We start from the raw sequence: 13,362 nt of genomic DNA, 5'->3' as shown, positions 1-13,362 counted from the left end.
GCTTACGCAGCCGTATGTTGGACGTGACCGGACGCTCCGCGTCCGCAGCGCGCAATGACAACTTCGGCAAGCTTCTGGACATCGGTGAGAGCAGCACTGGCCGGGGCGAAAGTGGAAAGCGGCTTCATGGCGGCGAGCGCCTCCATCACCGCTTCGTCACGCCGCACCGTCCCGAGCAATTGGTCCCCCAGCAGCGTGCGGACGAGCTTGTGAATATCGTTCGAGAGCCGGCGGCGATCGTCCATCATATTGAGCACGAACGCGGTACGAGTAAGCGACAGCACGGATGCCGAGGCATCGACCTTCGTGAGGGTTGCGAGCGCCACCGGCGAGGGTGCCAGGGTGCAAATCTCCAGCGCTGCGTGCGGCATCAAGCGATCGCGGAGCTGTGCGCCCCCGGTGCCCAGGTCGACGAGGCAAATCTGACCGCTGCCGGTGCGGGCAAGAAGCTGTTCGGCAACACCATCCACGTCCTGCTCAGGATAGGCTTGAAACACCTCAACGCCGGCGATCGCATCCGGTGTGGCTTCTGCGTCGAGCATCTCGAGCGTTTGAGAGGGAGCCAGGCCGAAGAAGAGCTTCAGCGACTCCTGCGCTGTGCAATCGACAGCGCAAACCTCATGCCCCTGATCTGCCAGGGCGATCGCCAGCCGCGCGGTCAGGAAAGTGGTACCGACCCCGCCCTTGGGCGAACGCATCAGGATCAGAGTCACTTATGGCCCCTTCCGAGCTGATGGAGGAAGTTGCGCAGGTCCGGCTCCTGGGGCCGCTCTACCTGCTTGGAATCCGGCTTGGCCGCGCGGAGATAGCGATCGAACAAGCTTGGCGCGGGCGAGGCCTCGGCACGTTCGGAAATGCTCCGAACTTTCGGACCAGGGGCCGTGCGCTGGTTCTCTCCCTCCGTGGAGAAGGCCGCATCTTGTTCCCGATTGCCAATGATTCGAGGGTCTCGCAGGAGCGCCTGAAACAGGGGCCAAAGCTCGATTTCCTCCGCGGCAGCGGTGAAGTCCCGGTATTCGAGATAATGTCGATCTAATCGATCAAGCAGTGTTTTCGCATCTTGCCGCATCGAGCGCCCCCATCGTTCAATCCGGCAGCTATGGCAATATAGTTAACAAAGAATACTTCTTCCCGATCAGGTTCACCACTTTCTTGAAGGTCATGATTGAGCCTCTTTCCGCAGGGCTGGACAGACGATCGTGCCCTCCACGTAAATAACGTCTGGGCCGCGGCTACGGCGGAAACCCGCCAAAAAATCGAAGGTGGTGATCGCCGAATGGTCCGTGTCATGTCGACAGTTCCGCGACACAAAGGTTACTGACTTTTGTAGCACAATGGGACAAGCGAGGCGGTTTTCAAAGATCTTATGATCTTCATTATTGGCCTAAGCATCTTTCCCAAATGAAAGACGGACACGGCGCAGAACACGAAACGTCCGCTCAACGGGCTGATTGCGCGGGCTCTAGAAGCGCCTCCCCGCGGAACATGATGAGAGGTGCCCCGGTCTGGCGCTGCTTGGAACCTGCGTCTGCCGAGGCGCCCTCCACTTGCAACCGACGAGCCCTGCCCTTCCCGTCGAAATCGCACCGCTATCTATGACCGGAAATGGTGCCCCGGGAGAGACTCGAACTCCCGACCTGCGGTTTAGGAAACCGTTGCTCTGTCCTGCTGAGCTACCGGGGCAACCGCGGATTCCCTAGGTTCGTGCGGGTTTGCAGTCAACGCGGCACCGAGGGAAGGCTGGTTGGGAACCAAGCAGGCCGCTGCGGACTTCTCACAGAACCTAACCGCTGTCCGGATGACCATGGCATGATAAGGGGCGAAACTATCTCTTCTGGACGTCCCCACGATGATTGAACACCCACCGACGATCGCCTCAGGAAATGAGGGATTGGACGAGATTCTCCGCGGCGGCCTCCCCGCCCATCGGCTCTACCTGCTGGAGGGCGCCCCCGGGTCCGGCAAGACCACGCTGTCGCTACAGTTTCTTCGCGAAGGGGCGTTGCGGGGCGAGCGGGCGCTGTACGTTACCCTTTCGGAGACCAAGGAAGAACTCGCCGTCGTCGCCGCCTCCCACGGCTGGAGCATCGATGATTTCGACGTGTTCGAACTCAGCATGGCCGATGAGGTGCTGGGCATCGAGCGCGAGCAATCGGTGCTGCATTCCTGGGAAATGGAACTCGGCGAGACGATCAAGCTGATCGAGGCCGAAGTCGATCGGGTAAGGCCATGCCGCGTCGTCTTCGACAGCCTTTCGGAGATGCGGCTGCTCGCGCAGGATCCGCTCCGCTATCGTCGCCAGGTGCTGGCGCTCAAGCAGTTCTTCGCAGGTCGTGAGGTCACCGTGCTGCTGGTCGACGACCTCACCGCGTCCAAGGAGAACGGCGACACCCATCTTCACAGCCTGTGCCACGGCGTCATAACACTGGAGCGGCAGACACTGGAGTTCGGCGCGGCACGCCGGCGGCTGCAGGTGCAGAAGCTGCGCGGCGTCGACTTCGTCGCGGGCTTCCACGATTTCACGATCCGCAAGGGCGGTCTCGACATTTACCCTCGCCTTGCCGCCTCAGCTAGGGATCACGTGGCATTGGGCGACCCAATCGCGAGCGGCGTGCCGGAGCTCGACGCGCTGATGGGCGGCGGTCCGCTCCGCGGTACGTCGACACTGATCACCGGCCCCGCCGGGACGGGGAAGACGGCGATTGCCCTTCAATATGCCTCCGCCGCCTGCGCGCGCGGCGAAGTGGCCGTGCTTTATGAATTTGACGAGCGCATCAACACGTTGCTGGCCCGCGCCCGTGCCTTTGGGCTGGAGCTGGAAGCCTATCTAAACCAGGGCCTGTTGATCATCGAACAGATCGACCCGGCTGAACTCTCCCCTGGCGAGTTCGCGCAGCGCGTCCGTCGACGCGTGCAAGCCGACAAGGCACAGGTGATCGTGATCGACAGCCTGAACGGCTATCTTGCGTCGATGCCGCAGGAGCAGCAGCTGGTCCTCCAGATGCACGAGATGCTGTCGTTCCTGAACGAACATGGGGTGGCCACCTTCCTGATCGATCCGCAGCAGGGGCTGATGGGCGCGATGCAGAGCAGCGTGAGCATCTCCTATGTCGCGGATGCCGTCCTGTTGCTGCGCTTTTTCGAAGCGGATGGACGCATTCGCAAGGCGATCTCGGTGATCAAGAATCGTGCCGGCGCGCACGAGGATACGCTTCGCGAACTGCGGGTCGACTCTCGCGGTGTGCGGGTTGGCGGCCCGCTGGTCGACTTCCACGGCGTCCTTACCGGCACGCCCTCCTACACCGGCGAACGTTCGCCCCTGCTGGAAAACCGCACGCGTGGGGCATAGATCTGCGGCGGAAGGCCATAAGGTCCTGGTGATCGCCCCCTATGGGCGGGATGCCGAAGCCATCGTCCGCCTGCTCCGCGACCAACGATACGACGCCCACGCCTGTCGCGACCTGGAAGCCGCGGCGGCGGCGCTCAACGAGCATGTCGGTGTGGTGGTGCTCACCGAAGAGGCGACCCGCATGGGTTCGCCTGGACTGCGCGCCGCTCTCGCTGCGCAGCCCTCCTGGTCGGACATCCCCTTTATCCTGCTTGCCGCGAACCGGCGGCGCCCGGGCGGCGGGGCTGAGGGAATGCGCGCCAACCTGCCGGAACTGACAGGCAATGCGATCGTGCTCGAACGGCCGCTGGGATCGACCTCTCTGCTGACCGCAGTCACTTCGGCAATGCGATCGCGCCAGCGGCAGTTTGAGACACGTGACCGGATGCACGAGCTCGAGATGAGCCGCGCCGCGCTCGCGGCCAGTGAAGAAGAGCTGCGGCGGATCGCTGACTCGTTGCCAGTGCTGATTGCATTTGTCGATCGGTCCGGCTGCTATCGCTTCGCGAACCGCGCCTATGAAGACTGGCTCCATATCCCGGCAGAGCAGGTCGTCGGCCACCACGTGCGTGATGTGCTGGGCGAGGAATCCTATCGCGTACGTAGAGCCGACATACGACGCGCGCTATCGGGAGAGACGGTCCGGATGGAGGTGGTGATCCCCCATCCGAACGGAATGCCTCGCGATGCAGAGATACGGTACCTTCCGCGCCGTACGCAGAAGGGTGAAGTGGATGGCTTCCACGTGTTCGGCATGGACATCACCGATCGCAAGCAGACGGAAAAACTACTGGCGGAGCGCGTCGCGGAACGGACATCCGCCCTCCAGACGGAGATGGAGAACCGCGCGCGAGCCGAAGCCGCGCTGCTCCAGAGCCAGAAGATGGAAGCGGTCGGCCAGTTGACTGGCGGCATTGCACACGATTTCAACAACATGCTGACCGGCGTCATCGGCGCGATGGACATCATGAAGCGCCGGATCGCCGGGGGGCGGTATGACGACCTCGACCGCTTCATGGACGCTGCAACCACCTCTGCCCAGCGTGCGGCCGCGCTGACGGCGCGCCTGCTGGCCTTTTCCCGCCGCCAGTCGCTGGACACGCGCCCCATCGAGATCGACCGGCTTATCGGCTCGCTGGAGCAACTGCTGCGCCGCTCTATCCGGGAGAATATCGCGCTCAACATCGTCCCTGCCGCCGAACCACTTTGGGCCGAGACGGATGCGAACCAGCTCGAAAACGCGATCCTGAACCTGACGATCAACGCGCGCGACGCGATGCCCGATGGCGGCCAGCTGACCATCGAGACGCGCGTCGTCGATCTGGATGCTGCCTATGTGGCGACGCGTCCGGACATCGAACCGGGCCGCTATGTCGTGATCGCCGTCTCCGACACGGGCGTCGGCATGCCGCCCGAGCTGCTGGGCAAGGTGTTCGACCCGTTCTTCACCACCAAGCCGATCGGCCAGGGCACGGGCCTCGGCCTGTCGATGGTCTATGGCTTCGTGCGTCAGTCGGGCGGACAGGTTCGCATCCACAGCCAGCCGGGCGCCGGCACGACCGTTTCGCTTTACCTGCGGGCGGTGCATGCCCCGCGGGAGGACGAGGCTGCTCCAGCGACCAACGTCGTTGCGGAAGGAAGCGGGCAGACCGTGTTGCTGGTCGAGGACGATTCCTCGGTCCGGCTGCTCGTGCGCGAAGTGCTGGAGGAACTGTCGTACGAGACGGTCGAGGCGGAGGAGCCGAACGCCGCGATCGCGATCCTCAGCTCGGACCGGCACATCGATCTGATGGTATCCGACGTCGGCCTGCCTGGCATGAACGGGCGCCAGCTTGCGGAGGTGGCGCGCCAGCACCGCCCGGAACTGCCGATCCTGTTCGTCACCGGCTACGCCGAGAATGCCGCGATCCGCGCCGAATTCCTGGGGACGAACATGGCGATGATCACGAAGCCTTTCGCGATCCAGGACCTGTCGGGCAAGATCCGGGAGATGCTGGGCTGATGCTTTAGTTGCGGGCGGTTGGAGGCACGACGGGCAGCGGCAAGGGCGCGACCGGCACCCCCTCCTCCACCAGCGCGCGTGCTTCCTGCAGGGTAGCCTGGCCATGGATGGGGGCAGCACTTTCCTCGCCCAGGTGCATCGCACGTGCGCGATCTGCGAACCGGGGTCCGACCCATTCGGAACCCTCGAGGACCTTTGCCTGGGCCCGGGCGAGCGCGGCGAGCGCCGCCTTCATCGGATCATCGGGGGCGGCAGGTACAGAGGCGCGCTGGTTGCCCTTGGCGGCGACGTTGGGAGCCATCACCGCCTTTTCGACCGCGTCACTGTCGCACAGCGGGCATCGCACGAGACCACGGTCTTTCTGGTCGGCATAGTCGGCGCTCGACCCGAACCAGGATTCGAAGACATGCGCATTCGCGCACCGCAGGTCGAAGACGATCATGCGATACGCTCTACCGGAGGGATCGGCCGGCGATGCTGCAACACGGGCAACCGCGCGCGCACGTCCGCGAGAACTCCGCGATCGAGATCCACAAATCCAAGGCCGGGCGTTTCGCCCATGTCGAGCAGCACCCGACCCCAAGGGTCGACTACCAGTGAATGGCCATAGGTCTGCCGCCCGTCTGCGTGCTTACCCGTCTGCGCAGCGGCCACGACGAACGCTGCCGCTTCGATCGCGCGGGCGCGCATCAGGACGTGCCAGTGCGCAGCACCTGTCGGCGGCGTGAAGGCTGCGGGGATCGCGAGCACCTCGGCGCCGGCATCGCTCAGCGCCCGAAACAGGTCGGGAAAGCGCAGGTCATAGCAGACCGACAGTCCGAGCGGCCCAACCGGCGTGTCGACCACCACGGCCTTATCCCCCGGGGCATAGGAGGCGGACTCCTGCCAACGCTCTCCATTTGGCAGCACGACGTCGAACAAGTGGAGCTTGTCGTAGCGCGCCCGGATCTCGCCATCGGCGTCGATAACAAAGCTGCGATTGGCCAAGCTGCCGTCCGCACGGCGGATCGCCAGTGAGCCGAGCTGGACCCACAGCCGATGTTCGGCCGCCGCCGCCCGCACCGCCGCCAGGACCGGATCGGTGGCCTCGTCGCAAATAGCCGCCGCCGCACGCGCGCGATCCCGGTCAACCAGCCCCGACATCTCGGGCGTGAAGAGCATCGCGGCGCCGCCGGCAGCGGCCTCTGCCGCCGCTTCCTGCAGGACGGCCGCATTGACGAGCGGGTTGATGCCGCTCGTCATCTGCAGCAGCGCGATCTTCATTGGGCGAGCAGCGGGTCCAATCCCCCCTGCTGGTCGAGGGCGGCGAGGTCGTCGGACCCGCCGATATGACGTCCGTCGATGAACACCTGCGGCACTGTCGTCCGACCGCTCGCGCGCTGGATCATCTCCGCTCGGCGCTCGCCGCCCATGGAGATGTCATACTCCTCGAAGGAGACGCCCTTGCTGTCGAGCAGCCTCTTGGCGCGGGTACAATAGGGGCAGAATGCCTTGGTATAGATCTCGATCTTTGCCATCGGGATCAGGTGTGTCGGCGGCGGGCGCTTGTCAATCGTGCGCGTCGTCCAGGACGCGCGCCCAGCACAGCACGGTCACCCGGCGGGCTCCCGCGGCGAGCAGCCGGCGCGTGCAGGCGTCGGCGGTGGCGCCAGAGGTGTAGACGTCGTCGATCAGGACCACCGACTTGTCGGCAATGCGCGGCTGCGCCGCCTTCGGAACGGCGAAGGCGCCCTTCAGCGTCTTTGCCCGTGCGCGCCGACCCAAGCCACGGAGAGGCGGTGTCGCGCGGGTGCGAACCAGTGCATCGACGTCGGCCGGCACTTCCGCGACCCGAGACAAGCTGCCCGCAATCAGGACCGACTGGTTATAGCCTCGCGACCAGAGCCGGCGACGGTGAAGTGGCACCGGCACCAGCAGATCCGCGTCGGCGGGCATCAGCCGCAGCATCAGCCGCGCCATGGTCTCGGCCGCCGCCAGCTTGCCACCATATTTGAGCTTGAGGGCGACATCGCGTGCGACGGGTGCATAGGCGACCGCAGCCCGTGCGCCGGCATGGGCGGGTGATGTCTTCAGGCAGACGGCGCAACACGCATCCTCGCCCCGATCATGGTCAAACGGCAGCGCGCAGGACGCGCACCACGGCGGCCCCAGGAACCGCAATCCGCCCCAGCAGCCGGGGCAGAAACGATGATCCGCCTCCGTCACCTGCCCACAGGCGGGGCAGCGCGGCGGAAGCGCCAGCGCGATGCTGCGTCGGACCAGGGCTGCGACAGCGTTCACGCGATCCTTGTCGGCGCGTCCGCGAAAGCGCACAAGCGCCCGCGTGAATCCTCCCGAGATCTTTGACCGCGCCGCCCGCCGGCTCCGGCGCGACCGCATCGCCAGCCGCTTTGCCGAGGCCGATTTCCTGCGCAGCTTCATGACGGAGGGGCTGCTCGAACGCCTCAATGCGGTGACTCGCGAGTTTGGGGACGTGCTCGACCTGGGCTGCTTTGACGCCGGGCTGGCATTGCCGGGCACGCGCATTGTCCGCGCCGATCCGGGCTTCGCCTTTGCCCGGGCGGCCGGTGGGGTACAATGCGACGAAGACCGGCTGCCGTTCGCGGATGGATCGTTCGACCTCATCGTCTCTGCGGGCACCTTGGACCAGGTCAACGACCTTCCCGGCGCCCTGTCGCTGATCCGGCGGGCACTCCGCCCCGACGGCCTCTTCCTCGCCGCGTTCACCGGCGGCAGCACCCTGGCCACGTTGCGCGCGACGTTCATGGCAGCGGAGCGCGAGCGGCCGGCCGCGCGGGTGCATCCGCAGGTCAATCTCCTTTCGGCGGGTGACCTGCTGATGCGCGCTGGCTTTGCGCTGCCCGTCGCCGATTCCGAGACGCTCAACGTGCGCTATGCCAGCCTGGGGCGGCTGATCGAGGATCTCCGCGGGATGGCGGCAACCAGCCTGCTGGTGGATCGCGCACCGCTGTCGCGAGCAGCCCTGATGGCGGCAGCGGAACGCTTTTCCGAGCGTGCCGACGCGGACGGCCGGGTGCCCGAGCAGTTCGAGGTGATATACCTGACCGGCTGGGCCCCCTCCCCCGATCAGCCCAAGCCCGCGCGCCGCGGCAGCGCTACCGTGTCGCTGGCAGAAGCATTGCGGTCCAAGCGCTAGGGTTCACACCAGCGCTTCGAGGAGGCCGATGAGGGGACGGTCGGCGGGAGGCATTTCCAGCCGGTGGAGCTCGACGGGGCGCAGCCAGCGCAACGCGGTCGCATGACGCGCCTCGACCACCCCGGTCCATTTCCGCAGCGCATAGAGCAGCAGCAGCAAGTGGCGATCGCCCAGCGGCTCGCTCGCGAAGGCAGCCGGCGCAAGGCACGATTGCTCGACCCCGATGCCGAGTTCCTCGTGCAGTTCGCGGATGAGGGCAGCTTCGGGAAGCTCTCCGGCCTCCACCTTGCCGCCCGGAAACTCCCACAGGCCGGCCATGGAAAGGCCTTCGGGCCGCTGCTGCACCAGCACCCGCCCGTCGCCATCGACGAGCGCCGCCGCGACCACCATCAGCAATCCGCTCGTCTTGCTCAGCATTTCTGTACTCCAGCGCGCGTCTAATCGGTTGAGAAACAAGCGAAAGACCGAGGTCGACGCGACGTTGCAAGTTTTTTCCGGACAACGCCCCGGGGTCGCCTCGGCACTATCATGGCCGCTTATGATCTTTCCCACTCGGAAGTCGCCGGCGTCAGACGATGGAAGTTCGTCCTACAGGCGGGGCATCTAAACGCTTTCTCAACGAACGCCCAGCTAGAGCCGCGGACGCTGCCCCGGGTTTCGCCCGGATCAGCCGGGTATGTTGAAGCACGAATATTGGAGATCCCAATGCAGAAGATCCGAACTTTCCTGAAGAATTCCAAAGGCGCGACCGCGATCGAATACGGTCTGATCGCAGCCCTGATCGCCGTCGCCGCAATTGCCGCAATGTCCGGCCTGGGCGGCTCCATTAGCGGCACGTTCAACCGCGTTGGCGGCGAGCTGAACACCGCCGGCACCAACGCGAGCTAAACGCGAAGCTGCATCAGGAGGGAGCGGGACATTCTTTCCGCTCCCTTTCTACTCACGATCCGCTGCTACGCCCGACCCATGTTCAAGAATTTAGCCCGCCGATCGCGACGCAGCTGATCGGCCGCCTGGTCCTCCAGCTCTCCCAAAGCACCGTCTAGAGCCTCTCCAAGGGCCGTAATCGCCGCGGCAGGATCGCGGTGCGCGCCGCCGAGCGGCTCGGGAACAATCGTGTCGATCACGCCCAGGCCATGCAGGTCCTGCGCCGTCACCTTCATCGCTTCCGCCGCATCGGGCGCGCGATCGGCAGTGCGCCACAGGATGGACGCGCATCCTTCGGGCGAAATCACCGAATAGACCGCGTGCTCCATCATCAGCACCCGGTTGCCGGCCGCCAGTGCGACCGCACCGCCTGAACCGCCCTCGCCCAGGATCGCTGCAACCATCGGAACCCCAAGCGCAAGGCTTGCCTCAGTGGAACGCGCGATCGCTTCGGCCTGGCCGCGCTCTTCCGCCTGGATGCCCGGAAACGCGCCCGAGGTGTCGACCAGCGTCACGACCGGAAGGCCGAAGCGGTCCGCTAGTTGCATCAGGCGGATCGCCTTGCGATAGCCCTCAGGCTTGCCCATGCCGAAGTTATGCTTGAGCCGGCTCGCGGTGTCGTCGCCCTTTTCGTGGCCGATCACCATGACCTTGCGGCCGTTGAGCCGCCCAAGACCGCCTATGATCGCCGAATCATCCGCAAAGGCGCGGTCGCCGCCGAGCGGCATGAAGCCCTCGATCAGGCTCGCCACATAGTGTTTGAAATGCGGGCGCTCCGGGTGGCGTGCGACCTGCGTCTTCTGCCACGGCGTCAGCTTGGAATAGGTGTCGCGCAGCAGGCGGTCAGACTTCGCCTGGAGTTTCGAGATCTCCGCCTCGATGTCGACTTCGCCACCGGCTGCGGTGTCGCGGAGTTCGTCGATCCGGCCCTGCAGCTCGGCGATCGGCTTCTCGAAATCCAGAAAAGTGGCCATCAACTCGGGTTCCGTCTCGAATAGGTGCGCTGCCGCCCCTCGCGGCAACATGGCAGCGGGGCGAACAAATCTCAGGGTGCCGGTTACGGCCCGCGGCGGAGGGCGTCAACGAGCGGATGCCGCGCGTTGACCAACTCGACGAGCCGCTGGCTATCCACATGGGTGTAGATTTCGGTGGTGGCGATGTCGGCATGGCCCAGCATCGCCTGCAGCGCGCGCAGGTCTGCGCCGCCCTCCAGCAGGTGGGTGGCAAAGGCATGGCGCAGGACATGCGGGCTTACGCGATCTAGCGGGATGCCTGCCTCAGCGGCCAAGCCTTTCAACAGCTGGAACAGCCGGATGCGCGAAAGGTGCGACTTGCCGGAGGGAAACAGCCACGGCTTGTCTGCCGGCGCGTGCGCACGCCACAGGGCGACGGCAGCGCGGGCGCGATCGGACACCGGCACCATTCGTTCACGCTCGCCCTTACCGCGCAGGATCAGATAGGGTCGGTCCGCGGCCACCGCGTTACGGGGCAGCGATACCAGCTCGGTTGCGCGCAGGCCCGATCCGTAGAGAAGTTCGACCAATGCGGCCAGCCGGAGGTCGAGCGGATTGGGTGCATCGCGGGCGATCCGCGCCTCGATCGCTTCGAACAGCCGGTCCACGTCAGCGGTCGAGAGGATGCGGGGCAGCGGCCGCGCGGCGCCCGGCCTGGGCAGTGCAACCCCGGGATCATCCGCGCGGAGCCCCTCATCGGCGAGGAACGCGAAAAAGCGTCGCAAGGCTGCGGCCTTGCGGGCGACGGTGGCGCGCGAGAGGTCGCCCCAGCCGTCCGCCAATCCACGAAGCGCGTCGCCGTCGGCGTCCGCAAGACGCCCCGCCAGCGCGTCGGAGGCGAGCCTGAGGTCGGTGCCATAGGCGAGCAGCGTGTTGCGCGCGGCGCCTGCTTCGGCGGCGAGCATCTCCAGGAACCGGTCGATCAGGATGCGATCGCTGCCGGCGGACGCGCCGCCCTCGCTCACGCCCGTGCGATCGCCTCGGCAGCGATCATCCGCGCCTCACCCTCCAGCCCGACTGCACGCAGGGCCGCAACGATGTGGAACAACGCCTGCGGGGATACGGCTCGCCAGTCGCGGGTCTGCATGCCGACCGCTGCGAGCAGCAGCACCGAAGCAGGCTGGTCGCGTCCTGCCGCCAGGGTAATCGCCCGCGTCCATGCATTCTCCGCGCCGATCGGCACCTCGAGCGACTTGGCGAGATCCTGGGCGGAGTCCGGGGAGAGCCGCCCCAGCCCGGCAAGGCCCGCAAGCAGCAACTGGCCCTTGCGTGCATCCGCGTCCGCGTAGCGCGACACCGATCGCTCGGAAACCTGACGGCTGCGCGGATCCGCTAGCGCCAGCATCGCCCAGGCGTCGCTGCCATCGGGAACGACCGAGCGCCAGCGCAGCGCGCGCAGGTCCATGCCGGCCGCGAGCATCGAGGCGACCAGCGCATCGGTATCGCCCGCATAATCAGCCGAAGGCGGGATCGCCGCCGCGGCGCGCGCGGTCAGAACCCGACGCGCATAGCTGCGCTGACGGCTCGCACCGCGGTTCCACAGCGCACGCAAGGCGGTCATCCGGTCCGCCACCTGGGCGGCAGCCGAAGCCTCGCGCAAGTCACCGGCAACGGCGCCGAGCTCGCTCGGCGTATCATCCAGTTCGGCGACGGAGGCGTAGAGATCGACCAGCGCACCGCTCGACAACACGCCCTGCGCAGCTGCCAGCTCCGCATCCAGCACGCGGCGCTCGGGCGCGATCGACGGCATCAGCGCATTCCAATAGCGAACCTGGGGGCCAACGGTGTCGAACAGCGCGTCCGGCACCTCGACCGCGGTCGCGTTGGCCAGCCCCCAGCGCCAGGCACTGAGCTGCTCCACGCCATCCCACTCGATCGTGACCGAGCGGCGCCCCTGCGCGCCGGCGCCCAGCACCTTTTCGGCGAGCTTCAAATCGATGTCGGCGCCAACGGCGCGGCGGCGGAATGCGCGCCGGGCAGCGTCGAGGATCGCGCCCGCCTCCTTGGGCTCGCCGGAAAGACCCGCGCACATCGCACGTGCCAGTTCCCAGCCCCGCTCGGAAGAGACGCGCTGCGCCGGCTCGACGATCGAGCAGACCGCGGCCGGGTCTGCCGTCGCCAAGGCGGCCTGCATCGCCACCTGGTACATCTTGGGCGTGAAATTCTGGGTATCGACGGACTGCACCACCGCGCGGGCGGTCGGCGCCTCGCCCATGCGAATCAGCAGCCAGGCGCGCTCGGCAGCGAAGTCGGGCCCGCTCACGCCCGGGGGCGTATCGACATCGGAAGCGAGCGCCCGGCGCAGCGCGATCGACAGCCAGCGCGACGCCACCGGTGCGTCGAGCCGGCGCATCAGCGTCTGCAACATGCGGCCGTCCGCGGCACCAAAGGCGTTGCGGCCAAGCCCGGCCCCGTCGAGACCGATATGGGCCGTCGACCGGCGCGCATATTCCGGCAGCTCGTAGCGGGCGAGCAGCTTGGCATCGACGGGCTGTGGCGTCGCCGTCGCGGAGGGCGTCGGAGTGGGCGTCGGGGTCGGAACCGGTCCGGCAACCGGGCCCTGCGGCACGGCAGACGGCCGCGCAACGGGCGCAGCCTGCGGTGCAGGCGCCGGTGCGACCGGATCGTTGAACCCGGGGGGCAGCAGCGATTCGGGGACGTCCTGGCCAAGCGCCGGCAGGCCGACGAGGCCGGCCAGCACGAGGACGGACGCGAAGCTGCTAGTTCTGGAGATTTTCAAGCGAGACCGCCTTCTCGACCTGCACCGGCTGCTTTTCGGTCTGGCGACCCGCCAGGAAAAACAGCCCGCCGACGATAACGAGCAGGACGACGATCAGAATGACAAGCGATCGGGACATGGTTGTCGAAAACTCAC

At 66.4% G+C, this 13,362-nt stretch carries 15 protein-coding genes and 1 tRNA gene; 4 read left to right on the top strand and 12 right to left on the bottom strand.

The window, feature by feature from the left end; translation table 11 throughout:
• Positions 1–2 precede the first annotated feature (2 nt).
• The 3 genes from QP045_RS10865 to QP045_RS10855 form a co-directional block, all read right to left on the bottom strand.
• On the bottom strand, positions 3–713 hold the full coding sequence (locus QP045_RS10865; protein WP_422514996.1) for a cellulose synthase operon protein YhjQ/BcsQ: 711 nt from the start codon (positions 711–713) through the stop codon (positions 3–5).
• Positions 710–1,069: a hypothetical protein gene (locus tag QP045_RS10860; RefSeq protein WP_422514995.1), complete on the bottom strand. Its 360-nt coding sequence runs from the start codon at positions 1,067–1,069 to the stop codon at positions 710–712. Before QP045_RS10860 ends, QP045_RS10865 begins: the two co-directional genes overlap by 4 nt.
• Before the next feature lie 537 nt (positions 1,070–1,606).
• A tRNA-Arg gene (locus QP045_RS10855) sits at positions 1,607–1,683 on the bottom strand.
• Between the two features lie 166 nt (positions 1,684–1,849).
• On the opposite strand from QP045_RS10855, the gene QP045_RS10850 reads away from it, so the two are divergent.
• Positions 1,850–3,349: an ATPase domain-containing protein gene (locus tag QP045_RS10850; protein ID WP_422514994.1), complete on the top strand. Its 1,500-nt coding sequence runs from the start codon at positions 1,850–1,852 to the stop codon at positions 3,347–3,349.
• A complete protein-coding gene (locus QP045_RS10845) occupies positions 3,339–5,390 on the top strand; it encodes an ATP-binding protein (RefSeq protein WP_422514993.1) in 2,052 nt (683 codons plus the stop codon). The genes QP045_RS10850 and QP045_RS10845 overlap by 11 nt, the downstream gene beginning before the upstream one ends.
• A 4-nt stretch (positions 5,391–5,394) precedes the next feature.
• Here QP045_RS10845 and QP045_RS10840 read toward each other — a convergent pair whose 3' ends face one another.
• The 4 genes from QP045_RS10840 to QP045_RS10825 are packed head-to-tail and all read right to left on the bottom strand — an operon-like array spanning position 5,395 to position 7,670.
• Positions 5,395–5,832, bottom strand: coding sequence for a DUF1178 family protein (locus tag QP045_RS10840; RefSeq protein ID WP_422514992.1), 438 nt, complete (start codon positions 5,830–5,832; stop codon positions 5,395–5,397).
• Positions 5,829–6,653, bottom strand: coding sequence for a carbon-nitrogen hydrolase family protein (locus QP045_RS10835; protein WP_422514991.1), 825 nt, complete (start codon positions 6,651–6,653; stop codon positions 5,829–5,831). The genes QP045_RS10840 and QP045_RS10835 overlap by 4 nt, the downstream gene beginning before the upstream one ends.
• A complete protein-coding gene (grxC, locus tag QP045_RS10830; protein WP_422514990.1) occupies positions 6,650–6,907 on the bottom strand; it encodes a glutaredoxin 3 in 258 nt (85 codons plus the stop codon). The genes QP045_RS10835 and grxC overlap by 4 nt, the downstream gene beginning before the upstream one ends.
• A gap of 31 nt (positions 6,908–6,938) precedes the next feature.
• Positions 6,939–7,670 carry a ComF family protein gene (locus tag QP045_RS10825; protein ID WP_422514989.1) on the bottom strand — a complete coding sequence of 244 codons (732 nt, stop codon included), beginning with the start codon at positions 7,668–7,670 and terminating at the stop codon, positions 6,939–6,941.
• Positions 7,671–7,713: 43 nt separating this feature from the next.
• On the opposite strand from QP045_RS10825, the gene QP045_RS10820 reads away from it, so the two are divergent.
• Positions 7,714–8,547, top strand: a complete 834-nt coding sequence (locus QP045_RS10820; protein ID WP_422514988.1) for a methyltransferase domain-containing protein — start codon at positions 7,714–7,716, stop codon at positions 8,545–8,547.
• Between the two features lie 3 nt (positions 8,548–8,550).
• Here QP045_RS10820 and QP045_RS10815 read toward each other — a convergent pair whose 3' ends face one another.
• Positions 8,551–8,964 (bottom strand): (deoxy)nucleoside triphosphate pyrophosphohydrolase, encoded by a 414-nt coding sequence (locus tag QP045_RS10815; protein ID WP_422514987.1) that lies wholly within the window; start codon positions 8,962–8,964, stop codon positions 8,551–8,553.
• A 288-nt stretch (positions 8,965–9,252) separates the two neighbouring features.
• Between QP045_RS10815 and QP045_RS10810 the strand changes: the two genes are divergently transcribed.
• Positions 9,253–9,435 (top strand): Flp family type IVb pilin, encoded by a 183-nt coding sequence (locus QP045_RS10810; protein WP_422514986.1) that lies wholly within the window; start codon positions 9,253–9,255, stop codon positions 9,433–9,435.
• A gap of 65 nt (positions 9,436–9,500) precedes the next feature.
• Here the strand turns inward: QP045_RS10810 and QP045_RS10805 are convergent, their stop codons facing one another.
• The 4 genes from QP045_RS10805 to QP045_RS10790 all read right to left on the bottom strand — a co-directional run bounded on the left by QP045_RS10805 (position 9,501) and on the right by QP045_RS10790 (position 13,345).
• Positions 9,501–10,448 carry an acetyl-CoA carboxylase carboxyltransferase subunit alpha gene (locus QP045_RS10805; protein WP_422514985.1) on the bottom strand — a complete coding sequence of 316 codons (948 nt, stop codon included), beginning with the start codon at positions 10,446–10,448 and terminating at the stop codon, positions 9,501–9,503.
• 83 nt (positions 10,449–10,531) lie between these two features.
• Positions 10,532–11,452 carry a tyrosine-type recombinase/integrase gene (locus tag QP045_RS10800; protein WP_422514984.1) on the bottom strand — a complete coding sequence of 307 codons (921 nt, stop codon included), beginning with the start codon at positions 11,450–11,452 and terminating at the stop codon, positions 10,532–10,534.
• A complete protein-coding gene (locus QP045_RS10795) occupies positions 11,449–13,227 on the bottom strand; it encodes a hypothetical protein (RefSeq protein ID WP_422514983.1) in 1,779 nt (592 codons plus the stop codon). Before QP045_RS10795 ends, QP045_RS10800 begins: the two co-directional genes overlap by 4 nt.
• A complete protein-coding gene (locus tag QP045_RS10790) occupies positions 13,208–13,345 on the bottom strand; it encodes a hypothetical protein (RefSeq protein WP_422514982.1) in 138 nt (45 codons plus the stop codon). Before QP045_RS10790 ends, QP045_RS10795 begins: the two co-directional genes overlap by 20 nt.
• Positions 13,346–13,362: the final 17 nt, after the last annotated feature.

The organism is Sphingomonas sp. 3-13AW, assembly GCF_049311085.1.
Lineage (GTDB): Bacteria > Pseudomonadota > Alphaproteobacteria > Sphingomonadales > Sphingomonadaceae > Sphingomonas.
This window is presented reverse-complemented; position numbering and strand designations above follow the sequence as displayed.